General features: G+C 47.7%; 24 protein-coding genes. 15 read left to right on the forward strand and 9 right to left on the reverse strand.

Going from position 1 to position 26699, the window contains the following annotated elements:
• Window positions 1-14: 14 nt before the first annotated feature.
• The 6 genes from rluD to ELR70_RS11265 all read left to right on the forward strand — a co-directional run bounded on the left by rluD (window position 15) and on the right by ELR70_RS11265 (window position 7812).
• A complete protein-coding gene (gene rluD / locus ELR70_RS11240; protein WP_054014107.1) occupies window positions 15-992 on the forward strand; it encodes a 23S rRNA pseudouridine(1911/1915/1917) synthase RluD in 978 nt (325 codons plus the stop codon).
• Between the two features lies 1 nt (window position 993).
• Window positions 994-1719, forward strand: coding sequence for a peptidoglycan editing factor PgeF (pgeF, locus tag ELR70_RS11245; protein ID WP_054014106.1), 726 nt, complete (start codon window positions 994-996; stop codon window positions 1717-1719).
• Between the two features lie 90 nt (window positions 1720-1809).
• A complete protein-coding gene (gene clpB, locus ELR70_RS11250) occupies window positions 1810-4383 on the forward strand; it encodes an ATP-dependent chaperone ClpB (protein ID WP_054014105.1) in 2574 nt (857 codons plus the stop codon).
• A gap of 118 nt (window positions 4384-4501) precedes the next feature.
• Window positions 4502-5437, forward strand: a complete 936-nt coding sequence (locus ELR70_RS11255) for an NADP-dependent oxidoreductase (RefSeq protein ID WP_054014104.1) — start codon at window positions 4502-4504, stop codon at window positions 5435-5437.
• A gap of 71 nt (window positions 5438-5508) precedes the next feature.
• The gene (gshA, locus tag ELR70_RS11260) at window positions 5509-7086 is read left to right on the forward strand and encodes a glutamate--cysteine ligase (RefSeq protein ID WP_054014103.1); all 1578 of its coding nucleotides are present in this window, start codon (window positions 5509-5511) and stop codon (window positions 7084-7086) included.
• A gap of 117 nt (window positions 7087-7203) precedes the next feature.
• Window positions 7204-7812 (forward strand): hypothetical protein, encoded by a 609-nt coding sequence (locus ELR70_RS11265; protein ID WP_054014102.1) that lies wholly within the window; start codon window positions 7204-7206, stop codon window positions 7810-7812.
• Between the two features lie 323 nt (window positions 7813-8135).
• Here ELR70_RS11265 and ELR70_RS11270 read toward each other — a convergent pair whose 3' ends face one another.
• The 4 genes from ELR70_RS11270 to ccsA form a co-directional block, all read right to left on the reverse strand.
• Window positions 8136-8384 (reverse strand): hypothetical protein, encoded by a 249-nt coding sequence (locus ELR70_RS11270; RefSeq protein ID WP_054014101.1) that lies wholly within the window; start codon window positions 8382-8384, stop codon window positions 8136-8138.
• Window positions 8385-8403: 19 nt separating this feature from the next.
• Window positions 8404-8652 (reverse strand): hypothetical protein, encoded by a 249-nt coding sequence (locus tag ELR70_RS11275; RefSeq protein ID WP_128064578.1) that lies wholly within the window; start codon window positions 8650-8652, stop codon window positions 8404-8406.
• A gap of 156 nt (window positions 8653-8808) precedes the next feature.
• Entirely contained in the window at window positions 8809-10092 is a 1284-nt protein-coding gene (locus ELR70_RS11280; protein ID WP_054014100.1) for an HlyC/CorC family transporter, read from the reverse strand.
• 93 nt (window positions 10093-10185) lie between these two features.
• Complete coding sequence (gene ccsA / locus ELR70_RS11285) at window positions 10186-10992, reverse strand: cytochrome c biogenesis protein CcsA (RefSeq protein ID WP_054014099.1); 807 nt, start codon at window positions 10990-10992, stop codon at window positions 10186-10188.
• Between the two features lie 162 nt (window positions 10993-11154).
• On the opposite strand from ccsA, the gene ffh reads away from it, so the two are divergent.
• A complete protein-coding gene (gene ffh / locus ELR70_RS11290; protein WP_054014098.1) occupies window positions 11155-12534 on the forward strand; it encodes a signal recognition particle protein in 1380 nt (459 codons plus the stop codon).
• Window positions 12535-12598: 64 nt separating this feature from the next.
• Here the strand turns inward: ffh and ELR70_RS11295 are convergent, their stop codons facing one another.
• The 4 genes from ELR70_RS11295 to ELR70_RS11310 are packed head-to-tail and all read right to left on the reverse strand — an operon-like array spanning window position 12599 to window position 15983.
• Window positions 12599-13339, reverse strand: coding sequence for a DUF2470 domain-containing protein (locus ELR70_RS11295; protein WP_054014097.1), 741 nt, complete (start codon window positions 13337-13339; stop codon window positions 12599-12601).
• Complete coding sequence (locus tag ELR70_RS11300) at window positions 13332-14129, reverse strand: heme ABC transporter ATP-binding protein (RefSeq protein ID WP_054014096.1); 798 nt, start codon at window positions 14127-14129, stop codon at window positions 13332-13334. The genes ELR70_RS11295 and ELR70_RS11300 overlap by 8 nt, the downstream gene beginning before the upstream one ends.
• Window positions 14122-15168 carry an iron ABC transporter permease gene (locus tag ELR70_RS11305; protein ID WP_082353103.1) on the reverse strand — a complete coding sequence of 349 codons (1047 nt, stop codon included), beginning with the start codon at window positions 15166-15168 and terminating at the stop codon, window positions 14122-14124. The genes ELR70_RS11300 and ELR70_RS11305 overlap by 8 nt, the downstream gene beginning before the upstream one ends.
• A complete protein-coding gene (locus ELR70_RS11310; RefSeq protein WP_054014095.1) occupies window positions 15165-15983 on the reverse strand; it encodes an ABC transporter substrate-binding protein in 819 nt (272 codons plus the stop codon). Before ELR70_RS11310 ends, ELR70_RS11305 begins: the two co-directional genes overlap by 4 nt.
• A gap of 241 nt (window positions 15984-16224) precedes the next feature.
• On the opposite strand from ELR70_RS11310, the gene ELR70_RS11315 reads away from it, so the two are divergent.
• The 7 genes from ELR70_RS11315 (at window position 16225) to tyrA (ending at window position 21943) form a co-directional block, all read left to right on the forward strand.
• Window positions 16225-17733: a TonB-dependent receptor gene (locus ELR70_RS11315; protein WP_164881448.1), complete on the forward strand. Its 1509-nt coding sequence runs from the start codon at window positions 16225-16227 to the stop codon at window positions 17731-17733.
• The gene (locus ELR70_RS25700) at window positions 17694-18314 is read left to right on the forward strand and encodes a TonB-dependent receptor (RefSeq protein ID WP_277749882.1); all 621 of its coding nucleotides are present in this window, start codon (window positions 17694-17696) and stop codon (window positions 18312-18314) included. The genes ELR70_RS11315 and ELR70_RS25700 overlap by 40 nt, the downstream gene beginning before the upstream one ends.
• A 283-nt stretch (window positions 18315-18597) precedes the next feature.
• Window positions 18598-18846, forward strand: coding sequence for a 30S ribosomal protein S16 (gene rpsP / locus ELR70_RS11325; RefSeq protein WP_010382415.1), 249 nt, complete (start codon window positions 18598-18600; stop codon window positions 18844-18846).
• 17 nt (window positions 18847-18863) lie between these two features.
• Window positions 18864-19397 (forward strand): ribosome maturation factor RimM, encoded by a 534-nt coding sequence (gene rimM / locus ELR70_RS11330; RefSeq protein WP_046006658.1) that lies wholly within the window; start codon window positions 18864-18866, stop codon window positions 19395-19397.
• On the forward strand, window positions 19397-20161 hold the full coding sequence (gene trmD, locus ELR70_RS11335; RefSeq protein WP_054014093.1) for a tRNA (guanosine(37)-N1)-methyltransferase TrmD: 765 nt from the start codon (window positions 19397-19399) through the stop codon (window positions 20159-20161). Before rimM ends, trmD begins: the two co-directional genes overlap by 1 nt.
• Before the next feature lie 33 nt (window positions 20162-20194).
• Window positions 20195-20554 carry a 50S ribosomal protein L19 gene (rplS, locus tag ELR70_RS11340; RefSeq protein ID WP_054014092.1) on the forward strand — a complete coding sequence of 120 codons (360 nt, stop codon included), beginning with the start codon at window positions 20195-20197 and terminating at the stop codon, window positions 20552-20554.
• A 255-nt stretch (window positions 20555-20809) separates the two neighbouring features.
• Entirely contained in the window at window positions 20810-21943 is a 1134-nt protein-coding gene (tyrA, locus tag ELR70_RS11345; RefSeq protein ID WP_054014091.1) for a bifunctional chorismate mutase/prephenate dehydrogenase, read from the forward strand.
• A 250-nt stretch (window positions 21944-22193) separates the two neighbouring features.
• Here tyrA and ELR70_RS11350 read toward each other — a convergent pair whose 3' ends face one another.
• Entirely contained in the window at window positions 22194-23348 is a 1155-nt protein-coding gene (locus ELR70_RS11350; protein WP_054014090.1) for a chorismate mutase, read from the reverse strand.
• A gap of 314 nt (window positions 23349-23662) precedes the next feature.
• Here ELR70_RS11350 and ELR70_RS11355 point away from each other — a divergent pair, with 314 nt between their 5' ends.
• Entirely contained in the window at window positions 23663-26656 is a 2994-nt protein-coding gene (locus ELR70_RS11355; RefSeq protein ID WP_054014089.1) for an EAL domain-containing protein, read from the forward strand.
• Window positions 26657-26699 lie beyond the last annotated feature (43 nt).

The following is a 26699-nucleotide window of genomic DNA, read 5'->3' on the forward strand; positions in this document are numbered from 1 at the left end:
AGGTAAAGTTACACATGTCTGAGCAAATTTCTCTACAAGCCGATGTGCCAGTGGAACTGGGCGGTAAACGTCTAGACCAGATTTTGGCGCAATTGTTCCCCGATTTTTCACGTTCCAGAATAAAAACTTGGATCCTTGACGAAAAAGTCACCGTCAACGGTGACGTACTGGCGATCCCCAAGGAAAAATTGCTGGGTGGTGAAGTCGTTGCGGTGGAAACGCAAATTGAGGCTGAACGGGAGTACGAAGCGCAGGACATCGCGTTAGATATCGTTTATGAGGATGATGATATCCTTGTGATCAACAAGCCAATGGGTCTGGTTGTGCACCCTGGCGCTGGCAATCCCAATGGCACCGTGCTCAATGCATTGTTACACCACCACCCCGAGATCATCAATGTCCCGCGTGCGGGTATAGTGCATCGTCTTGATAAAGATACAACGGGCCTGATGGTCGTGGCCAAGACCATAGTTGCGCAAACACATCTGGTGAAAAACCTTCAGGCACGTGAAAACTTTACCCGTGAGTATGAAGCGATATGTAATGGCACTATGACTGCTGGTGGCATGATAGAAAAGCCCATAGGGCGTCATGCGACTAAACGTACGCATATGGCAATCCACGAAATGGGTAAGCCCGCAATCACGCATTATCGGGTTGCCGAAAAGTTTCGGGCACACACGCGTCTGCGTTTACGTCTTGAAACCGGTCGTACCCACCAGATCCGTGTACATATGGCTTATCTTAAGCACCCGCTGGTGGGTGACCAGCTTTATGGTGGCCGTCCTTGTCCGCCGCGCAATGCGTCGCCGGAGTTTCTTGATACGCTTAGGAGTTTTAAACGTCAGGCACTGCATGCGGTAAAATTGCGTATCGCACACCCAGTCAGCGGTGAGATCATGACCTGGGAAGCACCGATCCCGGAAGATATGCAGCAGCTTACTGCGGCATTGCGTGAAGACAGCAAGCAGAACCCACAGATAGACTATTAATATGCTCTACCCAGATTGGCCATTACAGGGCGTTGTTGGCGCACTGTCTACAACAAGACAGGGAGGCGTATCTGAGCCCCCTTTTGATGGCTTTAATCTGGCTTATCATGTCGGCGACGCGGCCCAGGCCGTCGCGCAGAACAGAGCAAAGTTAGAGGCTGAGGTCTCTTTGCCAATCGCATGGCTGGAGCAAGTACACGGTAACACTGTTATCCACGCTGATGATGAGTATGATATTGCTTCACTCCCCCAGGCTGATGCCATTTTTACCCGCTCTTCCAAATTCGCTTTGGCAATAATGACCGCTGACTGTTTACCTGTGCTGATCGCCAGTGAAGAAGGTCATGAAATTGCGGCGGTTCATTGTGGTTGGCGGCCATTGGCGGCCGGCGTTCTTGCCAAGACCCTCACGCATTTTCAAACGCCCGCAAGTCAATTGCATGTCTGGTTAGGCCCAGCTATTGGCCCTCAGGCTTTTGAAGTTGGCAAGGAGGTGGTAGAGCAGTTTGTTGCTCTCAGCCAGATACATAGTCACGCGTTTGTACGTCAGGAAAACGGTCAGTATCTTGCGGATATTTATCTTCTTGCCAGACAACAATTGAGTGAGCTAGGCGTCACCGCTGTGTCTGAACAGGCACACTGCACGGTAGCACATCCCCAATATTATTTTTCTTATCGCAGGGACCGTCGCTGCGGTCGAATGGCCAGTTTGATTTGGCGCAAATAAATCTCGCTCTTTTGCTTCACACACCTTGATCAAACTCGCTGTGATACCCATTTTATAGGTAACTAAGTTATTTATAAGGTTATTTAGGGTATGCGAATAGATAGGTTTACCAGTAAATTTCAAGCTGCGCTGTCCGATGCGCAGTCACTCGCATTAGGGCGGGACCATCAGTTTATTGAGCCTGTACATTTAATGTACTCTTTGTTGCAGCAAAGCGGCTCCAGTGTACGTGCACTGTTCGCCCAGGCAGGGGTCAGTGCCGATGAGCTGAACACTAAACTTTCTCAGGCCATTGAAAAACTATTTAAGGTTGAAGGAGTCGGTGGCGATGTACAGTTATCAAATAACCTCATCTCTTTAATCAATTTATGTGACAAGTATGCACAGAAACGCAAAGATAAATACATCTCTAGTGAGCTGTTTGTGTTTGCGGCATGTGAAGATAAAGGCCCGCTGGGTGATATCTTCCGCTCTTTGAATATCACTCAGGACAAAATTGAAAACGCCATTAAAGCTATTCGCGGTGGTCAGAAAGTGGATGATCCGAATGCTGAAGATACTCGTCAGGCACTGGAGAAGTACACGATAGATCTGACTGAGCGTGCCGAGCAAGGCAAGCTGGATCCGGTGATTGGTCGTGATGATGAAATTCGTCGAACCGTGCAGGTGTTACAGCGCCGTACCAAGAACAACCCGGTGCTGATTGGTGAGCCTGGCGTTGGTAAAACGGCTATTGTAGAGGGGTTAGCGCAGCGTATCATTAACGGAGAAGTGCCCGAGGGTCTTAAAGATAAGCGCGTGTTATCGCTTGATCTTGGCGCGCTGGTAGCCGGTGCAAAATATCGCGGAGAATTTGAAGAGCGCCTCAAATCAGTACTTAATGAGCTGGCTAAAGAAGAAGGCAGGGTGATCCTCTTTATTGATGAGATCCACACTATGGTGGGCGCTGGTAAGACAGATGGCGCCATGGATGCGGGCAACATGCTCAAGCCTGCGCTTGCGCGTGGCGAATTACATTGTGTGGGGGCAACAACACTGGACGAGTATCGCCAGTATATTGAAAAAGACGCTGCATTGGAGCGACGTTTTCAGAAAGTCTTTGTTGCAGAGCCAAGCGTTGAAGACACCATTGCGATTCTGCGTGGTTTAAAAGAGCGCTATGAACTGCATCACTCCGTTGACATTACCGATCCTGCCATTGTCGCTGCAGCGCATTTGTCACATCGTTATATCAGTGACAGGCAGTTACCGGACAAGGCCATTGATCTGATCGATGAGGCCGGTTCGTCCATTCGCTTACAGATAGACTCTAAACCAGAACAGCTGGATAAGTTGGAACGACGTATCATCCAATTGAAACTGGAAGACAATGCACTGGCGAAAGAAAAAGATGAAGCAAGCCAGAAGCGCCGCACTGAAATGCAAACCCTGATCCAGCAGTTGGAAACAGAATACCGAGAGCTTGATGAGGTGTGGAATGCTGAGAAGGCTTCATTACAGGGGACGCAGGTTATCAAAGCAGAGCTGGAGCAGGCACGTCTTGATTTGGATGTGGCGCGCCGGGCAAGCGATTTGCAGCGTATGTCAGAGCTGCAATACGGTCGTATCCCGGAGCTGGAACGCAAACTGGATTTAGCCTCTCAGGCTGAGATGCAGGAAATGAGTCTGCTGAAAAATCAGGTTGGTGAAGATGAAATCGCGGAGATTTTATCGCGCTGGACAGGGATCCCGGTGGCAAAAATGCTGCAGGGCGAGCGAGACAAACTGCTGCAGATGGAAGATGAGTTGCACAGAAAGGTCATTGGTCAGGATGAGGCCGTTAGTGCGGTGGCCAATGCCATACGTCGCTCTCGAGCTGGTCTGGCTGATCCTAACCGGCCGATTGGCTCATTCTTGTTTTTAGGTCCTACTGGGGTTGGTAAAACAGAGCTAACCAAGGCGCTGGCTGGTTTTATGTTTGATACGGAAGATGCCATGGTGCGCATTGATATGTCTGAGTTTATGGAAAAGCACTCAGTTGCACGCCTGGTGGGGGCACCTCCGGGGTATGTCGGATATGAAGAGGGCGGTTATCTGACAGAAGCGGTTCGTCGTCGTCCTTATTCGGTTATTTTGCTCGACGAAGTAGAAAAAGCGCACCCAGATGTGTTTAATATTTTACTTCAGGTACTTGATGATGGCCGTTTAACCGATGGCCAGGGGCGCACCGTAGACTTTAAAAATGCAGTGATCATTATGACCTCGAATCTGGGCTCCGATGTTATTCAGGAGCAGGCGGGAAGCAATGATTATGCCGTTCTTAAACAACGAGTTATGGATGTATTGGTGACGCAATTCAGACCCGAATTTATAAACCGTATCGACGAAACGGTCGTCTTCCATCCGCTGATTAACGAGCACATAAAGCAAATTGCAGATATTCAGCTATCAAAGTTGCGCCAGCGTTTGCACGACAAAGGATTTGGCTTTGAACTTACTGAAGGGGCGCTGGATAAGATTGCTGCGAGTGGCTTCGATCCTGTCTACGGCGCACGACCACTCAAACGTGCTGTTCAGCACTACATTGAGAACCCGCTGGCACAGCAGCTGTTGCAAGGGGATTTTGATGTCGGGGACGTGATTAAGGTGGATGTTGTTGAGGGCGACATCGTTTTCACGCGTTAGCTCCTCCATAATGGGCGGCAGTATGCCGCCCATACCTATGTAAATTCAACGTACTGAGGTTGGGGGTTTTGTTGTGATATGTTAGAGTTCCTTATCGCCACATAAACACGCATCTTCCATGGAAAAGCTCTTTCGCCAGTATGGCATTTTTCAATTTGGTGGCAGCACTGAACTGTGTGCTCAGGACCTGCCACTGACATCACCTAGCGATCAGCAGGTGCTGATCAAAGTTATTTCAACGTCAGTCAATCCCATCGATATTAAAACACGCAGTGGCCTTGGCTATGTTGCACAAGGTAAAGCGCCCGATGCGTTTTTGCCTCTGGGCTATGACGTCTTGGGCGAAGTCGTACAAACCGGTAAGCATGTTAGCGGATTTGAGCCGGGAGATAAGGTGATTGGCATGGCAGGCTTTGCCAGTCATCCAGGGAGTTATGCCAGCCATGTTTATGGCAACGCTGGTGAATTAATTAAAGTCGAGCAGAATGCAGAAGCCAGTTTGGCCGGTCTGTGTCTGGCAGGGTTGACTGCATGGCAGGCGCTGGCCGATTTCGACCCTCAGCGTGCGCCTGTGTATGTCAATGCAGCAACCGGAGGGGTTGGTCACCTGTTACTGCAAATTGGCAGATTACGCGGTTTTGATGTGATCCCCGTCAGTCGGCGTACTGAGCATCAGGTTTTCAGCACATTGGACTTTCAGGCCATCACGTTGGAAACGTATTTGTCAAAGCCTCGTAAGGGTCTCTTGATCGATTTAGTCGGGGCAGAGCTCGGGCAAAGTATGACGCAGAACCTTCTTGCTGGCTCTGAACTCGTCACTGTTCCCACGGTAACAAAAGATCAGGTGTTAGCAGTTGCTCACCAACAGGGGGTGAAGGGACGTGGACTATTGGTTGAAGCGAATCAGGCACATTTAGCACGTTTATATGAAGCAGTATGTGCAGACCAGTTGCAGGTATTGGTTGATCAGCGATTTAAATTAAGCGACATTCAGCGGGCGCATGAGTATGTTGAACAGGGTGCGCATTTTGGCAAAGTGATCATTACCGCTTGAGTATTCGTAATTTGCCCCAATTGACAGTAGCATTGTGTATTACTGAGCACCGGGCCTCGAGGTATTAGTTTTTGAAACAGTTAAATTTACAAGGCAAGTTAGAAGCGCTTGCGACATCGGCACATCGTAGCGCCTTGCGTGGTATAAAACGTGGGATTGAACGAGAAGCGCTGAGAATTAAATCATCCGGAGAGATAGCAAAAACCCCGCATCCTCGTGGGGCTGGTCATGCGTTGACACATGGTGCGATCACAACTGATTTCTCCGAATCTCTCCTGGAGTTTATTACGCCGGTCAGCGAGTCACCCGAGGAAACGCTTTCTCAGCTGAGAGACTTGCAAAAATATACCCTGAGCCACATGGGTGATGAGCTATTGTGGCCAATGAGTATGCCGTGCTTTATTCAACATGAAGACGACATTACTCTGGCGCAGTTTGGCCAGTCAAATATAGGTCAAATGAAGACCTTGTATCGGGAAGGCCTAAAAAACCGCTATGGCAGTATGATGCAGGCTATTGCAGGGGTACATTTTAATATTTCGTTTCCCGATTCTTTGTGGCAAAGCCTTCAGACACTGACGGAGGATACACGCCCTTCACAGGCATTTATTTCTGATCAGTACCTGGGTCTTATTCGCAACTTTAAACGTGAACTGTGGCTTATCAGTTATCTGTTTGGCGCTTCTCCGGCTTTGTGTCATTCTTTTTTGCAAGGCAAAAGCAGTGAACTACCATTTAAAAAGCTGGGGCAGGGAACACTTTATCTCGAGTATGGCACCGCATTGCGACTGGGCGACCTGGGTTACACCAACAGTGCGCAGTCATCACTGCGTGTTACCTACAACAGTCTGGATGAATATGTGGCTGGGTTGCAAAAGGCCATTCGTAGTCAATCTGATCTCTACCAGCATATTCCGGATTATCAGCACGAAATACCGAAACAACTCAACAAAAATATTCTGCAGATAGAAAACGAATTCTATTCGCCTATCCGACCGAAACGCAATGGTCGCTCTGGAGAAACCCCCACTCAGGCGCTGAGCCGAGGCGGCATTGAATATGTTGAGATCAGAGCGCTGGATGTCAATCCATTCAGTGAGACGGGGATTGATCTTGAGCAAATCCTGTTTTTGGATGTATTCCTCACATACTGTTTATTGAAAGAGTCTCCTGCACTAAGCTGGGAAGAGCAAAAGATCTGTGATCTTAATCTACAGCAGGTCATTAATGAGGGGCGTAATCCTGATGTGACCCTTCACAGAGGGACAGAAACAGGCTCTTTACAACAGTGGGGCCAGGACATTTTTGAACAATTGCATCGTGTTGCAGCTGTGCTGGATGAAGCTCATGGTGCTGAGCGTTACACACCCGTTATAACTAAGCTTAGTGAGTGGGTAAATCGACCGGAACTAACTATTTCTGGACGTATTGTTGATCAACTAGTCAGTCAAGCCCAGGACAGCGGTAAACTGGCTTTGTCGCTGGCACAGCAATACAAACAAATTCATGTGTCTGACGACTATCATGTATTTCAGCAAGCTGAGCTGGATTCTATGAGCGAGCGATCATTTGCGGATGAGCAAGACGTCGTTGCAAAAGACAGGACCACGTTTAACGAATTTTTGCGGGACTACTTTTCTCGGGCATAAAAAAAGCGCAGCCAGTAGGCTGCGCAAATAAATATCAGGGATGAAACAATGCTAAACTGCTGCATTCAGAGAGTAAGACCGGCACAATTTAGAAAAGTTCAACGAGTTCATAAAAAAATGAGAAAAAAAATAATTTTATTACCTTTGTTGGCTGCATTGACTGGCTGTGCTACCGCACCTCCGAAGCAACCTAATGATATCTGTAAAATTTTTGAAGAGAAAGACGATTGGTATTTTGATGCAAAAGATGCACAAGAAAAGTGGGGCTCGCCTAAACACGTATTGATGAGCATGATGTACCAGGAAAGCTCGTTCAGGCATGACGCCGCGCCTCCCATGGAGTACTTTTTATGGGTCATCCCTATTGGCCGAGCTAGCAGTGCTTATGGCTATTCACAGGCAAAAACACCAACATGGAGCGACTACATTCGCGAAACCGGTAATTCAGGTGCAGACAGAGATGATTTTGAAGATGCCATAGATTTTATGGGGTGGTTTGTCTATAAGACCCATAAAATCAACGGCGTTTCTAAGTGGGATGCCTATGCACAATATCTCAACTATCACGAAGGTTGGGGCGGTTACCGACGGGGTACTTATAAGAAGAAGCAATGGCTGATGAAAGTGGCCAATAAAGTGAAGCATCGTGCTTCGCGTTATGGCGCTCAGCTCAAGCGATGTGAAGCCGATCTCGATAAAAACTGGTTTGAACGTTTATTCTCCTAAGCGTTATTGTCATTAAGCCTTCCTTTTAAAAATGTGCAGCAGATAATTGTTCTGCTGCACCACTCTCAATACTTAGTTATAACATTGAGCAGAGTTGCAATTCCACGATAGGTCCGGGTAGCACGGAGATGTTTCCGGACAGTATTTGGTCGTGCATGAATAACTCGTGCGCGTATCAAAGTCTATCGGACAGCCCTGTGCTGTATAGAAAGTTCCTCCAGCAACGTGGGGGGTCATTTTTTCAGGTAGTAAGGCATTATCAGCAGAAAGGGCTTTAACGCTTTTTTTGCGTAATTTTAATTTCATGTTATTTCCCTAGTGGATCAGCAGGTAGTGTTGCGTGAAAATCGACAATCCCAGGTGTCACACTCATTATGGATAGAGGGCAGGCAGTTGTAGGTTTCGGCGCAGTTCAACGTTGTACAGGTATAGCTGGTACGTGTATCCCAGTCACTTGGACAATTTGAAGTCGGTGGCACACCACCCGCGATTTTTCCGGTCATTTTTACTGGTAACACAGAGTTGTCAGCTGAGAGTGTTTTTACTTTTTTTTTGTTGAGCTTAAGTTTCATATTAATTCCTTTATTGATATTAGCATCCGGTTTTGGAGAAACGGCAATCCCAGGACACTGGGCAATCACCGACAATAGTGTGTGGAGGTGGGCAGGTGTAGGTTTCGCATTGAGTTGATACGCAACCGCCGCTGGTCCAGCGATCCCAATCACTTGGGCATTCGAGTGTTACTAAACCACCGGCAACCTGACGTGTCATTTTCCCGGGCAGTACTGCGTTGTCAGAAGACAAAGCTTTCACGCTTTTTTTGTTCAATTTTAACTTCATTTATATTTCCTTGTTCATTTGAGTATGCCCATAGGCTGGGCTGACTTAGTTAACAATAATGAAATTAATTTGTACAGAATGTAGGCTGCTTTTTAAGGGGGAGTTGATATTTTTTTTGTAACTAAAAATAAAAAGCCGCATTACGCGGCTTTTTAATTAATTTGACTTGGCAGGTTTTTTCTTTTTATTGGGGTAAACTTTGACCACTTTGATCATGTTTTCCTTTATTTCGACCACTTCCATAGGGTAGCCCGCTATTTTCAGACCTAACTGTGTTTGTGGGATATCTTCAAGATATTCAACAATCAGTCCACTGAGGGTTTTTGGGCCTTCCGTAGGCAGATGCCAACGCATCTCTTTGTTCAGGTCGCGTACGTTCGCACCACCATCAACCATAACTGAGCCATCATTTTGAACGTCTACCTCGTCGCTCGGAGCTGGGGTTTTGGTTGTGGTAAAGTCGCCGACTACTTCTTCAAGGATGTCTTCCAGTGTTACCAGGCCCTGGATATCCCCATATTCGTCGACCACCAGACCGATACGCTCTTTGTTCTGCTGGAACTTCAGTAGTTGTGTATTGAGCGAGGTGCTTTCCGGAATATAGTAAATTTCTCGCACCGCTCGCAGCAGAGAAGGCTTGTCAAATTGCTCTTTGGTCAGCAGACGCAAAGCATCGCGTGAATGAATAAAGCCCACGGCGTCATCTATTTGGTCCCGGTACAGCAGTACCCTGGTGTGCTGAGCATTGGTCAGTTGCTTGGAAATGTCCTTCCAGTCATCATTGATGTCGATGGCATTGATCTCACTGCGTGGGATCATAATGTCTTCAACTGTCACATGATCTAAATCCAGGATGGAAGTCATCATATCCTGGTGGTTGGTTGGCAACATGGCGCCAGATTCATTGAGGACAGTTTTAAGCTCTTCTTTACTCAGGCTGTGTTCTTCTATCTGCTCCGGTGATACGCCAATCAGTTTCAACATGCCGTTGGTGATCCAATTCACGGTCACAACCACAGGGAAGAGTAGTTTTAGCAGGAGTTTCAGAATGACAGAGCTGGGAAACGCAACTTTTTCGGGATATAGCGCCGCCAGTGTTTTAGGTGTCACTTCTGCAAAGATTAAGATGACCAAGGTCAGAGCAAAGGTGGCAACCACAATACCTGCATCACCCAGCAAACGCATACCCAAAACGGTAGCAACCGCTGAAGCGGCGATGTTAACCAGGTTATTCCCGATTAGGATCAGACCAATTAAACGGTCCGGGCGTTTTAAAAGTTCGTCTACGCGTTGTGCCGACTTGTGTTTTTCTTTTACCAAGTGGCGCAATCGGTAGCGATTGATAGACATGATCCCGGTTTCCGAACTGGAAAAATAGCCCGAGAGCAGAACAAGCACGCCAAGAATAATAAACAAGGCGCTGGTTGATATGTCGTCCAACAGAGGATCCCTTTTTTGCTTACGAAGGAGTATTAAGCGTTAGCCAGAATTCAGAGTCAAGTCAAAAACCGTGAACTTAAGCTAAAACTTAGATTAAAACTTACCTAAGATCACTTCTTGCACAAAGCGACTGCCAAAATAGGCTAAGGTAACAATACCTGACGCACCTAACACTGCAAATACCACAGATTTGCCCCGCCAGCCAAACTGATGGTGGCCAATGGTGACGGCACTGAACATACACCAGGCAACCAGTGACAATACGGTTTTGTGCAAAAACTCTTTGGCAAACATGCCTTCAAGGAACACAAAACCAGAGAGCAGCGCCAAGGTTAATAAGCCCGTACCTACAGTCAGTAGTTGATAAAGTTGTGATTCAACCTGCATTAGCGGTGGTAGGTGGCTGTGCATGATGGCCAGATCTTTTTCTTTAAGTCTGCGATCAATGAAATAAAACTGTACTGCATAAAGCGTGGCAATAATCAGTACGCAGTAAGCCAGTAAAGACAGGGAAATATGCACCACCAAGCCAATATCTACGTCCAGCGACTTCATAACAATGTGATGCGGGACAAATAGACTGGCTATCAGGAGTATCGAGGCGAAGCCATAGACAACAGGTAATAACAATGTGGCCGGAAACTTCAGGGAAACCGTTGTTACCGACACCACAATGACCCAACAGGTAAGCAGCGCCACATTAATGGTGCTGAGATCTTGGCCATCCTGCGTAAACACGGAGTTTACCAGTACCAGCATATGGCTGAGGATCGCCACTGTGCTGAAAATAATGGTCAGCTTTTGACTAGGGCCTTCCTTATGGAATAGGCGCGACAGTACATGCCCGGTGGCAAGTACATAAAACAGACTGGCAAACAAAGATAAACTGATGATCAACATGAATGGCTTTCTACTTACATGCTCCTTTTGTAGGCTATTGTATTTTAAGCTCGGGTTCTTGCATAGGGGCATGGAAAAAGTTTCTTAACTGACTTGAATACTGTATTAGTGACGCGCATATCAGTATAATGCTGGGCAATTACGACATACTGGAAGCGATAAATGTTTGAGAACCTCCAAGAACGCTTAGGAAAAACGCTTAAAAACATCAGCGGCCGCGGCCGATTAACCGAAGATAATATTAAGGAAACGCTCCGAGAAGTGCGCATGGCGTTGCTTGAAGCGGATGTGGCTTTACCTGTCGTCAGAGACTTTGTGAAGCAGGTCAAAGAGCGTGCGGTTGGTGTTGAAGTGACTAAGAGCCTGAGCCCGGGCCAGGTTTTCATCAAGATCGTGCGTGAAGAACTCGAAAAAGCCATGGGTGAGGCCAACGAGGAGCTCAACCTGGCTGCGCAGCCACCTGCGGTTGTTATGATGGCCGGCCTGCAAGGTGCGGGTAAAACTACCAGTGTGGGTAAACTGGCTAAATTCTTAAAAGAACGTAAGAAAAAATCTGTACTGGTGGTCAGTGCCGACGTATACCGGCCTGCGGCAATCAAACAGCTTGAAACACTGGCAACAGAAGTCGATGTTGAATTTTTCCCCAGTGATATTTCGCAAAAACCGGTCGATATTGCTACTAATGCTATCTCGCACGCGAAGAAAAAATTCATCGATGTGGTATTGGTAGATACCGCTGGTCGTTTGCACGTCGACAATGAGATGATGGGTGAGATCAAAGAGCTGCACGCAGCTATCTCTCCGATTGAAACTCTGTTCGTTGTAGACTCCATGACAGGTCAGGATGCCGCAAATACAGCTAAGGCCTTCGACGAAGCTTTGCCACTGACAGGTGTGATCCTGACCAAGACCGATGGTGATGCACGTGGTGGTGCGGCCCTATCTATTCGTCATATTACAGGTAAACCCATTAAATTCATCGGTGTTGGTGAGCGTACTGATGCGCTGGAGCCATTCCACCCTGACCGTGTTGCATCACGCATCCTTGGCATGGGTGACGTTCTGTCACTGATTGAAGAGGTTGAGTCTAAGGTCGATAAAGACAAAGCGGCTAAAGTCGCTGAGAAAGTCTTTAAAGGCGATGGCTTCACGCTGGAAGACTTTGCTGAACAACTACGCCAGATGAAAAATATGGGCGGCATGATGTCAATGCTGGATAAGCTGCCAGGTATGTCAAATCTGCCGGATGCCGTTAAAGGTCAGGTTAACGATAAGACGTTTAACCAGATGGAAGCCATCATTAACTCCATGACACCGCATGAGCGCGCGCGTCCGGAAGTAATCAAAGGCTCACGTAAGAAACGGATTGCGGCCGGCTCAGGTACCCAGGTCCAGGATATCAATAAACTCCTCAAGCAATTTACCCAGATGCAGAAAATGATGAAAAAGATGAAGGGTAAGGGCGGCATGATGAAAATGATGAAGAACATGAAAGGCATGATGCCACCGGGCATGTTCGGTGGTGGTGGTCCGAAGTTTTAATTCAGGGCTAAGCCAGACTAAAAAAGGACAGACTGATGCGAATCACTCTGTCCTTTTTTAATGGTTAGCTTTCTACGGCTTCACCGAATTGTGCGCGGGCCGCTTTGGTAAGGCGCACCAGTTCTTTGCGTACAGCGGTTGCGTCTTCGCAGCGCTCTTCGAAAGGTACGTAGTATGATTTGTCATTGGCTCTGAAATAACAGCCTTCATTGAGTAGTGTGGTCATAGTCACTTCTGTGGCGTCAACATTGTGCACCAGTTTGAGGATCAACTGATTGGCATCCTGGTGATCGTCATTCATATGTTCCACCATATGCGCTTCACCTGCCAGGTCCCAATTTGCAGCAGGCTGTGCCCACTCGTCAGCCTCCAGCCAGAATATCTGCCCAAAGCCGGCGATATACCGCACGCGTTTTATTTCCATGCGCCAGAGTTTGAAATCATGGGCCTTGCGATAGCTGAGCGCCTCTGGAAAATGACGCTCGTAACGCAGCAGTAGGTCGGCTGCCTCTTCATCTGCAACCGGCGCAGCGTCGCCGACGATGGTGACGCGGGCATGTTCGTTCTGGTCTCCGCTTTGCGCAGCATCAAAAATTGTTGCGCACACTCTGCTGTCTTCTGTCAGGTTGCGCGAATGTTGCGCAATACCAGCAATGTAAAAAACCAGCCGACCCTGATCGTCACTCATAAACGGCGTGACTGAGCCAAACGGGTAGCCCGCCAGATTTTTAGAGAGTGTGGACATCACACAGACGGTCGATTGTCTGAGCAGCTGGCGCGCTTCAAAAACGGCTTGTTCACGCATTGGGAGCTCCTGTTAGCGGTTCTGAGAATATCATAGGTATATTATATCTGGGATGCAGGTTAATCTGCATGCCTGTTTGGTAAATGGGTAGCAATACTTCGTGTCTGAGAACATCTTGCGGCGGGCCATCGCTGCGGATCTGACCATTGTCCAGCAAGAGGATCCGGTCGGCATAAAGCGACGCGAGATTTAAATCATGTAACACGGCAATTACCGTATTGCCCTGACGGGCAAAGCGTTGCGCGGCACTGAGTACCCGATGCTGGTGGTGCAGATCCAGTGCCGAGGTCGGTTCATCCAGCAACATCAGCTTGTTTCGGGTGCCCGGGTCGTGTGCATTTAGCTGGGCCAGGCATCGGGCAAACTGGGCACGCTGAAATTCACCACCCGACAACTGGGTAATTTCCCGTTTCGCGAGTTTTTCAAGTGCCAGTTGTGTGGTGAGTTTATCAACCACTGCCGCCTGCTCAGCGCTGCTTTCCTGATACGGGTAGCGACCCATAGCGATTAACTCGGTGGTACAGAAGGCAAAATTAACACGGTTGTGCTGTAATAGCACGGCTCGCTGAGTAGCTAAAGTGAGCGGGTCGAGTTTATCCATGGCACACCCGTGCAACAGGATCTGGCCACTATAGGGGATATCATCACAAATCGCGCTTAATAATGTGGATTTCCCTGCACCATTTTCACCCAGCAGGACAATAAACTGACCGGTTTCTAGCGTCAATGACACCTCAGTCAGTATAGGCTTGCCGCCACGGGTCACTGTCAGGTTACGACATTCAAGCATGTGCACCTCGTTTTTGTTGGATCAATAAATAGACGAAAAACGGACTGCCGAACAGGGCGGTGATCACACCAATGGGTAGCTCTGAAGGGGTAACAACCAGACGTGCTAGCCAGTCGGCCGTGAGCAATACCACACAGCCAAGTAACATACTCAAAGGCAGCATGCGGCGCAGATCAGGACCAACCAGCAATCGTGCCAGGTGAGGCACCAGCAGGCCGACAAAGCCAATCATGCCCGACATAGCAACCGCCCCGCCGACACCCAGTGCAATCAGAAAAATCACCTCCTTTTTGAGTCGGCTGACATTGACGCCCAGATGTCTGGCATCACGTTCTCCGAGCATCAGCGCATTGATCTGTTTTCGACGCACAACCAGCATCACGATGCAAATAAGAATGAGCGGCGCGCCATATTGCATGGCGGACCAGCTGGCGCCGGCGAGCGCGCCCATCTGCCAGTAGGTCATCAGGCGCAAAGAAGTATCATCGGCAAAAAAGCTGAGCAGTCCGATCAACGCCATGGCCACGGCATTGATCGCCACCCCGGCAAGCAGCAGTATAGTGATCTGGACCTGGCCGTTGTGGCTGGCAATACGATACAGCAAGGAAGTGATGGCCAGTGCGCCTAAAAAAGCCGCCGGTGCGACCATGGCTTCGTTAATAAAGGCTACTTTTGGGGAAAGTGCTATCACTGCAATGGCTGCAACGGCCGCACCACCGGTGACTCCCATCAGGCTGGGATCGGCCAATGGGTTGCGACACAGTGCCTGACTGGCAGCGCCACTGCAGGCAAGTACACAACCCACCAACAGGGCCAGTAACAGCCTTGGCAGACGGATCTGAGTAACTACGGTTATATGCAGCTCAGTAATATCTTGTGTAAGTTGATCAGGTAACAGGGCAACCACAGGCATGCGCCAGTCCCAGCCTACCGGACCGCTACTTATAGATAACCAGGTCAGCGCAAGCAATGCAGTACTGCTTAACCATAACCAGGTAGTGTGATGACGTGATGTTAAAATCGAGTGCGTCGGAGTCATAGTGTGGATTGTTCCCGATATGCGGCAAGTTGAGCTATGGCTTCAGGTAGTCGGGTGGTCATCCCCATTGACATCAAAGAATCCATCACCAGCAGTTTGCATTGCTGAGCGGCTGGTAGCAAAGCCAGGGCACTTTGCTGACAAAATTGCTCCGGGCCACCGAGGCTGTGAACAACATGGCTAGGAGCAACCAGAAAGTCTGGCGAGCTGACTAACATAGCTTCACGGTTGAAGGGTTTGTAGCCGGGCTCCGTTGCCAGATTACGCACACCCGTATAGCCGAAGAGCAGATCAGGCACCGTTTCTGGGCCTGCTACTGTGATGCCTCGATCGCCGGCAGAGAGAATAAAGAGCGCACTGAGGGAGGATGGTGGTGCTTTGGGCGGTAAGGCTTGCTTCAGTTTATTTATAAGTCTTTGTGCCTGACTTGGCTGGTTTAGATCTTGGCCAAGCTGGGCTATCAGGTTAAATAGCTCATTGATATTAGTCGGCTTATCATACAGGTTGAGTTGCACTCCGGTGCTGCGCAACTGAGTCAAAACTTCGGGTCTGCCGCTGCCTTGCAAAGCAAGGATCAAATCTGGGTGTTGCGACAGCACGCCTTCAGCTGCCAGATCTCGATAGTAGCCTACCTTGGGCAATTTCGTCGCAGCAACCGGTGAGGTACTGGAGGAATCTACAGCCACGACATTTTTTCCTGCCCCCAGAGCAAATACTATGTCTGTTATGGAGCCTCCCGCGATAACTATGCGCTGTGCGGCGACGCCTTGGTGACTGAGCATTGATATCAAAATCAGAAACATTAGTTTATGCATGGTTTATCTCGTTTAATACAATTATTTTTGGTTCCCCTGTATTTTTTGTCACAATATTTTAATTCACATGTCACGCAGAAATAGAGGGTGCTCACCTTATCAGGTACCGATTCTACTGAATAAAGCCACCCAAATCTACATAAATATAAAAATGAAAACCATTATCATTTGCAAATGAGTTTCAGGGACATTATAGTGCACAACAAAATAGTTCTGTTTAAATTCCTGAATGAGGTTTCTAATGACTTTAAAGCACAGCAGTATTGCGCTTGGTGTAGTAGCAGCACTCCTTGGTACGACCGATGCCAAGGCCGATGAATTTGAAAAGTCTGCAGAGGTTATTGTGGTTAGTGGTTCACGGGTCGAGCAAAAGCTGTCGGATGTGACTGGCAGTGTCAGCGTCGTGACTGAACAGACTCTGGAGCAGGAAGTGAGTATCGACCTGGCCTCGGCGTTTCGTTATAAAACCGGTATTACCACACAGGGTAGTGCAGGTAATGCACAGGCGATCACTGTGCGAGGTATTGGCGGTAACCGCGTGGTCTATATCAAAGACGGCAGACGTTTGAACGATGCCTACGAAGGTGGGCAGGGGTTGTTAATTGGTCGGGGCTATTTGGATATCGAAGGCGTCAGACAAATTGAAATAGCCAAAGGGGCCGCTTCCTCACTTTACGGCTCAGATGCACTCGGTGGCATAGTAGTAATATCCACTAAATCACCCTCTGATTATTTAGCAAGTAGCAAAGCGTATGCTCATCTCAGTGCTGGTTATCATGGTGCCAGTGACGAGCAGAGCATCAGTGGCGTGTTTGCAAAGCGCATTGGCGAGCATGCAGCGTCACTTCAGTTAACTCGCCGCGAGGGGAGTGAAACACAGAATTATGACGAATCCTTGCCTGAATATGACTACACCTCCACGGCTGCTGTACTAAAAGGTGAACTGGCCCTGGGGGCGCAGTCTAGCCTGTTAACTACTTTGGATTATTACACTCAGGAAACAGAGCAGGTACTGGCAGAACAGAGCAACGAGACAAAGGAAGTGAACGATAGCCTGTCAGTGTCCGTACTATATAAAAGCAGTGCGGCAACGGCCCTGTACGATAACCTGCAAGCACAGGCATACTTTAGCGATTACGAGCAACGCAGCGATCAAATCCGCGCCGGTGCTGACCGTTCAGGGCCTTACGTTGATACCAATGACTATCGCTTTGAGCAGCAGATTGTTGGCACCCGGTTGGTACTGGACAAACAGTTAGACGTTGGTGCCGTTGCACACCAATTCGTATATGGGCTGGACTTCGACAGGTATGACACACAGCGTCCGCGCTACAAGTCACGGCGCACCCTGCAAGGCGCTTTGGTTAAAGACAACGAGGCACAAAAAGCGTTTCCCGGAGCGGATACGACGTTAATCGGGTTATTTATCCAGGATAATGTAACGCTACTGCCCGACTCTTTGACTGTGAATGCAGGTCTGAGACTGGACAGTTACCAGATGGATCCCAAGCACGATACATTATATGCCAGTGGCGCATTTGAAAAAATTGATGAGACGGCGCTGTCACCTAAACTGGGTGTGGTGTACAGTATTTCGGATGGCCTGAGCCTGGTGGGCCAGTATGCGCGTGGGTTTAAGATCCCGCCCACGATCAGGCTTATCAGAGTCACGGTGTTGAGCCTTTTTACCAGATCATCCCAAATTCAGATCTGGATCCGGAATACAGTGATAGCCTTGAACTCGGTTTAAAAGGCAGTTTTGATAGCAGTCAGTTTTCTCTTGGTGTATTCCACTCTACCTTTGACGACTTTATTGCTAATCAGCTGGTCCGCACTGAGCCTACCTTCATCCCTAATGTCAGTAAACAGGTCTATCAGTATCAGAATATTGAGGAAGTAAAAATCAAAGGGTTTGAAGCCAATATGACCTTGTGGCTGAACGATCAGATTGCCATCGACAGCGGCCTGACCTACCTGCATGGTAAAAATTCACAGACCGATGACTACATAGAATCGCTGAGCCCGCTTAATGGCTTTGTTAAAGCGCGTTATGAGTCTGAGCAGTGGTCGCTGACAACGGCGTTGCGTGCTGCCAGTCATATGGATAAAGCCCCCTCTGATGCGGCAATTAAAACCGCTGGCTGGGCCACGGTTGATGTGTTTGCAGATTATCATTGGCACAACTGGCAGCTGAATATGGGTATCTTCAATCTACTGGATAAGGAATACGTCAACTACGAACGGGTCGCAGGCAGCGCTGCTGATATCAGCTTGTCTCAGTATACAATGCCGGGACGTTATCTGGCGGCCAAAGTTAAAGTCACCTTCTAGTCGCCACAGTTAAAGTAACACGTATCACGTATATTAAAGAAGGGTGTCTGTTTTGCGGTCCTTCTTTTATACTTATGCCCTCAGATGCGATATGACCCAGGCTGGCCATCGCATTCACACAATTTAGGCGTCATCTTCTGTCAATTACCGAGCATCTTCATCATTTGGTAATAAAATGGATTTCACACTTGCAATGCGTGAAAAAAGACGTACAATTCCCCAGCTTCCCAAAGTGGGAAGCAAATCTTATTAATGAAAACAGTCAATCTATGTAGAGGACGGTATGGTAACTATTCGTTTGCAACGTGGCGGCGCTAAAAAGCGTCCATTCTATCAAATCGTGGTTGCGGATAGCCGTTTCTCGCGTGACGGTCGTTTCATCGAGAAAGTAGGTTTCTTTAACCCAATCGCTGCTGGTCAAGAAGAAAAACTTCGTCTAGACCTTGCCCGTGTTGATCACTGGGTAGGTCAGGGCGCTGGTCTTTCTGATCGCGTAGCTAAACTGGTTAAAGACGCTCGTAAAGCGGCTTAATAGGCGTAAGTGTAACCATGAGTCAAGAAAAAACCTCGACAATCGTTGTTGGTAAACTTGGTGCTCCTTATGGCATCAAAGGTTGGCTTAAGGTGCATTCATTTACTGATGATCCCCAAGGGATCTTCGATTTCAGCCCATGGTTGATAGGTCAACAAGGTAAATGGCAAACCCTTGAAGTGAGTGACTGGCGTCGTCACAGCAAGGGCTTTATCGCCAAGTTTGCGAACATCAACGACAGAGACGAAGCAATGGCACTGACCAATGCAGAAATCTCAGTAGATGTAGAGCAGCTCCCTGAATTACCAGAAGGGGAGTTTTATTGGCGAGATCTCATCGGTATGACAGTCGTTACGACAAAAGGGTATAACCTGGGTCATGTTGATGACTTGATGGAGACTGGATCAAATGACGTTTTGGTTGTGAAAGCAAACAAAAAAGATGCATTTGGTCAGTCTGAGCGCTTAATTCCATTCCTGACAGATTCTGTTGTGATTGAAGTTAAGCACGAAGAACGAGAAATTACTGTAGACTGGGATCCGGCGTTTTAATGAGTGAACAGCAAAAACTGTGGGTTGGGGTGATCTCACTCTTTCCTGAAATGTTTGACGCGGTAACTCAGCAAGGTGTCACCGGTCGGGCCGTAAAAAACGGGCTGATCGACTTTCACTGCTGGAATCCGAGAGACTATGCACTGGATAAGCACAGAACTGTTGACGACCGACCTTATGGTGGTGGTCCGGGCATGCTGATGATGGTCGAGCCTCTCAAACAAGCCATTCTTGATGCCAAACAGGCAGCAGGGGAAGGCGCTAAAGTAATTTATATGTCTCCACAAGGGCGGAAGTTAGATCAACAAGGTGCGGCCGAACTGGCTCAATCCGAAAAGTTGATTTTAGTCGCTGGTCGCTACGAAGGTATAGACGAGCGGATCATCGAGTCGTATGTCGACGAAGAATGGTCCATCGGGGATTTTATTTTAAGTGGGGGTGAACTGCCCGCCATGACGTTAATCGACGCAGTCGCGCGATTGGTGCCAGGTGTGTTAGGCCACAACCAGTCTGCAGAACAAGATTCGTTCTCAGACGGCTTATTAGATTGTCCACACTATACTCGGCCAGAAACGTTGGATGGAAAACAGGTGCCTGCTGTATTGCTCAGTGGAAACCACCAAGCGATAGCCGAGTGGCGCTTAAAGCAGTCACTGGGAAGAACTTGGCTACGCCGTCCAGACTTGTTGCGTAACCTAGCTCTGACTGAGGAGCAAGCGCGTTTGCTTGCTGAATTTCAGCAAGAACATGAAGCTTGTGGCTAGAAGACAGTTACTCCTAGGAATGTGAGAAATAAAATGGCAAAAGTAAACCAAAATATTATTAAAGAGCTTGAAGCTGAACAGCTTAAGCAAGACGTACCTGCTTTCGGCGCTGGTGACACAGTAGTTGTTCAGGTTCGCGTTAAAGAAGGCGAGAAAGAGCGTCTACAGGCCTTTGAAGGTGTTGTAATCGCTAAGCGTAATCGTGGTCTTCACTCTGCATTCACAGTTCGTAAAATCTCGAACGGTGAAGGTGTAGAGCGTGTATTCCAAACGCACAGCCCTCTTGTTAGCAGCATTGCAGTGAAGCGTCGTGGTGCAGTTCGCCGCGCGAAACTTTACTATCTGCGTGAGCGTTCTGGTAAGTCTGCACGTATTAAAGAAAAACTTAATTAATACGTCGCATTTACCAATGCTTAAAAACGGGCCACTCTTTGAGTGGCCCGTTTTGGTTTTAGGCCCGAATCGTCTTACTTCCTCAATTGCCTGCCTATACGTCTACTTTTAGCTTTAATTCAATGATCAATCTGCTTTTGTATGGACTATGATGAGATTTAATCGCGGCAAAAGAGCTTGCTAATCTAAGCGAGTTGGCATTAGACTGGTGTACCTTTTGGTTTACTAAAGTAAATAATAGTTTACAGTATGGGAATGAGTCAAACATCTGAACTAACTTTGCTCAGGGAAAAAATTGACGCCTGCGACAGTGCGTTGGTTGACCTGCTGGCGCAGCGGCGAGAACTCACTGAGCAGGTTGGAAAAATCAAGCAAGTCACTGGGGCACCGCTGCATGTACCACAAAGGGAGGCAGACCTGATTGAGGCAAGGCGAGCGCAGGCCGATGAAAAGGGCGTCAATCCGGATCTCGTTGAAGATATATTGCGTCGAATGATGCGTGAAGCCTATGAGAATCAGCAAAGTGAGCTGGCTTGCGCAGCCCCTCAGTTATCTCCTGTTGTGATTGTTGGTGGCGCAGGTGCTATGGGTCAATTGTTTACCCGCCAGTTAGAGCGCTCAGGGTACGAAGTGCGTATTTTGGATAAAGCACAGCAAGCAGATCAAGCGACGATACTCTCGGGTGCTAAGCTGGTGCTACTAAGTGTCCCGATTAATGCGCTGGAGCAGGTGATCAGTGAATTACCTCCACTTCCTGACGATTGCGTGCTGGCAGATATTACCTCTGTCAAACAAGCACCCTTGCAAGCGATGATGAAAAAGCACCCCGGGCCTGTGGTGGGGTTGCACCCAATGTTTGGGCCAGATATTTCACATTGGGTGAAGCAAACCGTAGTGGTGTGTGACGGGCGCAATAGCGAGGTGTATCAGGGATTGCTTGAACAGCTTAAGATCTGGGGGTGTCATTTGGCTAATATGGCGGCCAAAAAGCACGATCAGGCTATGCAGATCATCCAGGTTATGCGCCACCTTACGACTTTTGTTTATGGCCAATTTCTGGCTCGTCAGTGTCATACGCTGGAAGAGCTAAAAGGATGTTCATCACCGATTTATCAGCTTGAGCTCATGATGGTTGGCCGCCTGTTTGCGCAGTCCGGGGAGCTGTACACAGATATCATGTTGGCACAGTTTGATGAAGTGGAAGGGCTGCTGGCAAGCTACCAGGATACCTTTGAACAGACACTGAGCCGTTTGCAATCAGGTGACAAAGCGGCACTTATGGCCGCCTTTGATGAGGCAAAAAGCTACTTCTCGGACAGTGCACAAACCTTTTTACGTCAAAGCCGTGGTCTGCTCAATAAGGCCAACGACGCTAAGGTCATTTCTTAGTTATCATGGCAGAGCGAGGCAAGCCTCGCTCTCATTCTTTTATACCAATTTACTTAATTAAGTGTTCTATTTTGAGGCGAGAAAATATCGTCGATAACACCGCTCTCGCGTCCTGCTATCGCTGAGGCACCTACATCCATATAGGCGAGGCAAAAATTTCGTTATTTAGTTGCTCTAAATGAGAAATTTTTAACACCGTTAGCGGCATATTTGCTCCTTCAAATTGAACAGGTATGAAGTGAAACTGGTATTATACCACTTCTACTGCCTGTAGTGATTCGCTTTGGTAACAACCCAGAATACGTACATACTGGGTATGCTCTTTCAAAGATTCCAGGGCGCTTTGCACTTGTTTATCCGCGACATTAGCCTGCAGATCAACATAAAACACTTCTTCCCATGGGTTACCTGGCACAGGGCGTGATTCCAGCTTGGTCATATTGATATTGTGTTCTTTGAACACCATCAAGGCATCGGCAAGAGAGCCGACTTTTTGCTTAGTTGCCATGATCAGGCTGGTTTTGGTAGGGATCTGAGTTGATACTTGTAGTGGCTGACGTGCAACAACAATGAAACGACTGTGATTTTCCGCTTGATTAGCCAGACCACTTTTAAGCACTTCTAAACCGAATCCCTTACCTGCCTGTGCTGAACCAATCGCTGCACTGTTTGGTGTGTCTGCGGCCAGTTTCAGTGCGCTGGACGTGGAGTCGCAGGTTTCTTGTGTCAGATCGCCAAGTCCTTCGAGGAAGCGGCTACATTGTGCGAAAGGTTGGTGATGAGCGAAAATCTTATTGATGTCCTTGAGGGTAGTGCCTTCTTGTGCCAGCAAACAGTGTTCAACACTATGTGTTACCTCACCAATAATAGAAACCTGAGCATGCTGGAGTAAATCAAAGACTTCATTGATACTCCCTGAGCTGGTATTTTCAATCGGTAGTATACCGTAGTCAGCCTGGCCTTTTTCAACAGACTGGGTGATGTCCGAAAACGTCTGACACCCCAGCTCAACCAGTGTACCCGGGCGACGGCTGAAATACTTGTGACAGGCAAGCTGGCTATAAGAACCTTGCCCACCCAGATAAGCAACTTTATGAGTATCACTCAGAGACTCCGGATTCAGACTTTTCTGTAGTAGCGCTTGTTGATTCAATACTGAGTCTTCCAGGATCACCTGAAAAACGTTGTTGATATAAAAAGGGTCTAGTCCGAGTGATTTGCCGTAACTAATGAGTTTTTCCAGCAGCGCCAGCTCACGAGCCTCGTCTCTGATAGGCTTGTTATTGGTGATCTTATATTCCAGTACGCTGTGGCTCAATCTGCGGCGCTTTGCCAGCAGGATCAGCAGTTCTGAATCAATTTCATTGATGTCCTTACGTAGCGCATCCAAAGTATCTTGTGTCATAGGTCCTCACTCCCATTTTGCCAAAAAAAAGCCTCCCGGTGTGGGAGGCTTAGCTATCTGATTTTTACACGCAAACAGTTAAGCCTCTTCACCTAAAGAAGCTAAAAAGAAAAAGTAGTTGCGTGTCGTTAAAGTCATAAATCTGTCTAAAATGTGGTTCTTAATCTAATTAACGCTATTATTACCACAGATCATTTTAACTATACAAGCCCGAATTGAGACATATCTGGCAAAGTGTTTGGCGAGGTTCTCCGTGATCTGGTATATTCTGGCCATATACTCTTGAAAAACGACAACTAGCTAAAAGGTTTATCGTGGGCTATCGACGACCTGTGTCTCGCTTTGGTTTTAACTCACTCAGTGTCAAACTCCCGGTGTTAACGGCAGCCGTTTGTTTGATTGCCGGCGTTATTGCTGCCGCACTGATGTTGAAAACCGAAGAAAAGCAACTTGTGCATGAAGAATTTCATGAGTTAAAGCAAAAAAGCGAGCAAACGCTCATACACTTTTCCGAATTCTTAACGTTGAAGAAAAAATTGGCGCAGCAAGCCAATATGGTTGTCGGCAGAACACTCTTCTCTGATCAAAGTGAGCAACGTGCATCATATCCTCAGGTGCAAATAAATCGTACAGATGGGCGTGTTAACAGCATTGCAGCTAACGGTATTTCGGCGGCTTATCTACCTGAAAAAAACCTAAATGAACAAAATCAGGCGTTGCTCAACGAATCTGAATATGTCTGGAATTCATTATCTCCTTTGCTCCTTCAGGACTTTTTTAATTTTTACCTTTATACCACCGACGATTTTGTACGGATATCGCCACCAAACTCATTATTGATTGATGGTAAAGGGAGTAATCATTTCAGCATTCATGCCTTACCGCTATTGAGGGAAGAACTGAATCCGACTCGTCAGGCACTATGGTCGGGGATCCACTTCGATGAAGTCTGGAGCAAGTGGGTAGTCAGCGTGCTTGTCCCTCTGTATGTAGATGACATATATCAGGGCTATACAGGCAGCGATTTAGAGTTAGATGTGCTGTTGAGGCGCCTTCCTGAGAGTTCAGATACCCTTAGTTATATAGTGTTTGATAAGCAGGGAAGAGTCTTGTCCGCACCAAATATGGGTATTATTGCGCACAATAATGAACTGGCAGATAAGTCTTCATTGCCGGTAGCGTTCCAGGAGATGATAGACAGCACGTTACGGGTTAACTTACCCAGCCTGCAAAGTGAGTTTGGATATAATCAGGAATCTTATCTCGCTAATGTGGTCCATTTGATGGAGTTAGACTGGTATGTCGGCTATTACAAAAAACGTGACACCGCATTATCTGCTCTCAATAATCTCAAATGGAAATTCTCTGGTTTATTTATCCTTTACGGTCTCTTTGTTTCCTTATTACTACATCAGGTTATTTATCATCTGATTTTAAAACGTGTCAATCAGTCTGTGAATGCGCTGATCTCGTTTGGCAAAGGTCAGCTTGAATCCCCAGAATTACCTGATGCCAACGATGAGTTAGGTGTGCTGAATGCGTCAATTAATGATATGAGCAGCGAAACCCGTAAGCTGATCCATGGCCTCAATACTCGAGTATTGGAACGAGAGTCTGCTCAAAAACAAGCGAACCGCCTGGGTAAAGCTGTTGAATTTTCCGGGACCGGAGTGCTTATCACCAATGATAGGTTTAAAATTGAATACGTGAACCCCAAAATGCTGGAGATGACCGGCTTTAATGAAGCGCATTTTATTGGTGCGCCTTTGCTTGGGATTGTTTCGAAAGAAATGGCGATTATCGTTGACGACATAGATTTTGACCTACGCAGTCGGAACTACTGGCGAGGCGATACACTGCTACAAGGTGTTTCTGATGAGCAAATCTGGGTGAGCCTGAGCATATCCCCTATTCGCGAGGAAAGTGGCAGGATCTCAAGCTATGTTGCATCAGCGCAGGATATCTCCTTTGTTAAAGAAAGCCAGCGTAAAATGGAAGAACTGGCCTACTTTGACACGCTGACCGGGCTGGCAAATCGTACCTTTTTCCGAATGCAGTTGCGCAAATCAATGGCACTTGCCGAACGCGGACATTATGCTTTTGCGTTGTTTTACTTCGACCTCGATGAGTTCAAGCGTATCAATGACACCCTGGGTCACGATGCCGGGGACCGATTATTGGTTGAAGTCGCCGAACGCTTAAAGCAGCGGTTGCGAGCTGAAGATACGATAGCACGTCTGGGCGGTGATGAGTTCGCTGTGCTCCTCAGTGGCATAGAAAGTCGAGATAATGCCATGGATGTGGCCCACACAATTCAACGAACACTCGCTAAACCAATCCGACTTGGTAACAACGAGGTCATTGTCAGCGCCAGCATAGGCATCACATTGGCACCTTTTGACAGCAAAGAGGAAGAGCAGCTATTAAAGCATGCTGATCTTGCCATGTACGAAGCAAAGGCTAAGGGAAGAAATACCTTTCACTTTTATTCTCAGGAACTGGACGCGGCTGCCAACGAGCGTTTGTATATTGAGAACGAGCTCCGCCAGGCGATCAAAGAGGGCCAGTTCAGCCTGCGTTATCAGCCTCAGATTGACAGTACTACAGAACAAGTCGTCGGGTATGAGGCACTGGTTCGCTGGTATCACCCTGAAAAAGGGTTTATTGCGCCAACTAAATTTATTCCTATTGCTGAAGCGACAGGTATGATTGTTGAACTGGGCGCCTGGGTATTGCGAGAAGCCTGTCAATTTTCCGCGAGGTTGCGCCGCAGTGGCCGCACTGCGGATATTTCCATCAACCTGTCTGCACGGCAATTCAAGGATGCAGAGTTGATTGAGTATATTTCAACTACGTTGAAAGAAACCGGCCTGTCTCCCGATATGTTGCACCTTGAGTTAACAGAAAGCATGTTGATGGGGGATGTGGAGGCGGCGATAGAACAACTGCTGGAAATGAAAAAGTTGGGTGTGTCCTTGTCTATTGATGACTTTGGCACGGGTTACTCTTCGCTCAGTTACCTGAAGCGCTTTCCGGTCGATGTGCTCAAAGTGGACCGCTCATTCGTTAAGGACATTCCTCAAGATTCGAATGACATGGAGATCACGGCGGCAATCATAGCGATGGCACAGAAGTTGAGCATGAAAGTGATTGCTGAAGGCGTAGAGACTCAGGAGCAGGTGGCATTTTTACAAAGAAATAACTGCTTTATTGTACAAGGTTACTACTACAGTGCGCCTTTAACTGAACACGAAATTCTGATGCAAAGTCAACACCCTGATATAGGACAGGGCAAACAGGCGCATTAAGCCAGTTAGGCGAGCTCGAAGGTATCAGGCTCGCCCTTCGGCT

Origin of the sequence: Pseudoalteromonas sp. R3 (assembly GCF_004014715.1) — a bacterium.
Classification (GTDB): domain Bacteria; phylum Pseudomonadota; class Gammaproteobacteria; order Enterobacterales; family Alteromonadaceae; genus Pseudoalteromonas.

Excerpts from the sequence above, each read along its gene's own strand:
- rluD (WP_054014107.1), top strand. The coding sequence starts at position 15 with ATGTCTGAGCAAATTTCTCTACAAGCCGATGTGCCAGTGGAACTGGGC.
- pgeF (WP_054014106.1), top strand. The coding sequence starts at position 994 with ATGCTCTACCCAGATTGGCCATTACAGGGCGTTGTTGGCGCACTGTCT.
- clpB (WP_054014105.1), top strand. The coding sequence starts at position 1,810 with ATGCGAATAGATAGGTTTACCAGTAAATTTCAAGCTGCGCTGTCCGAT.
- ELR70_RS11255 (WP_054014104.1), top strand. The coding sequence starts at position 4,502 with ATGGAAAAGCTCTTTCGCCAGTATGGCATTTTTCAATTTGGTGGCAGC.
- ELR70_RS11265 (WP_054014102.1), top strand. The coding sequence starts at position 7,204 with ATGAGAAAAAAAATAATTTTATTACCTTTGTTGGCTGCATTGACTGGC.
- ELR70_RS11270 (WP_054014101.1), bottom strand. The coding sequence starts at position 8,384 with ATGAAACTTAAGCTCAACAAAAAAAAAGTAAAAACACTCTCAGCTGAC.
- ELR70_RS11275 (WP_128064578.1), bottom strand. The coding sequence starts at position 8,652 with ATGAAGTTAAAATTGAACAAAAAAAGCGTGAAAGCTTTGTCTTCTGAC.
- ccsA (WP_054014099.1), bottom strand. The coding sequence starts at position 10,992 with ATGTTGATCATCAGTTTATCTTTGTTTGCCAGTCTGTTTTATGTACTT.
- ffh (WP_054014098.1), top strand. The coding sequence starts at position 11,155 with ATGTTTGAGAACCTCCAAGAACGCTTAGGAAAAACGCTTAAAAACATC.
- ELR70_RS11295 (WP_054014097.1), bottom strand. The coding sequence starts at position 13,339 with ATGCGTGAACAAGCCGTTTTTGAAGCGCGCCAGCTGCTCAGACAATCG.
- ELR70_RS11300 (WP_054014096.1), bottom strand. The coding sequence starts at position 14,129 with ATGCTTGAATGTCGTAACCTGACAGTGACCCGTGGCGGCAAGCCTATA.
- ELR70_RS11305 (WP_082353103.1), bottom strand. The coding sequence starts at position 15,168 with ATGACTCCGACGCACTCGATTTTAACATCACGTCATCACACTACCTGG.
- ELR70_RS11310 (WP_054014095.1), bottom strand. The coding sequence starts at position 15,983 with ATGCATAAACTAATGTTTCTGATTTTGATATCAATGCTCAGTCACCAA.
- ELR70_RS11315 (WP_164881448.1), top strand. The coding sequence starts at position 16,225 with ATGACTTTAAAGCACAGCAGTATTGCGCTTGGTGTAGTAGCAGCACTC.
- rpsP (WP_010382415.1), top strand. The coding sequence starts at position 18,598 with ATGGTAACTATTCGTTTGCAACGTGGCGGCGCTAAAAAGCGTCCATTC.
- rimM (WP_046006658.1), top strand. The coding sequence starts at position 18,864 with ATGAGTCAAGAAAAAACCTCGACAATCGTTGTTGGTAAACTTGGTGCT.
- trmD (WP_054014093.1), top strand. The coding sequence starts at position 19,397 with ATGAGTGAACAGCAAAAACTGTGGGTTGGGGTGATCTCACTCTTTCCT.
- rplS (WP_054014092.1), top strand. The coding sequence starts at position 20,195 with ATGGCAAAAGTAAACCAAAATATTATTAAAGAGCTTGAAGCTGAACAG.
- tyrA (WP_054014091.1), top strand. The coding sequence starts at position 20,810 with ATGAGTCAAACATCTGAACTAACTTTGCTCAGGGAAAAAATTGACGCC.
- ELR70_RS11350 (WP_054014090.1), bottom strand. The coding sequence starts at position 23,348 with ATGACACAAGATACTTTGGATGCGCTACGTAAGGACATCAATGAAATT.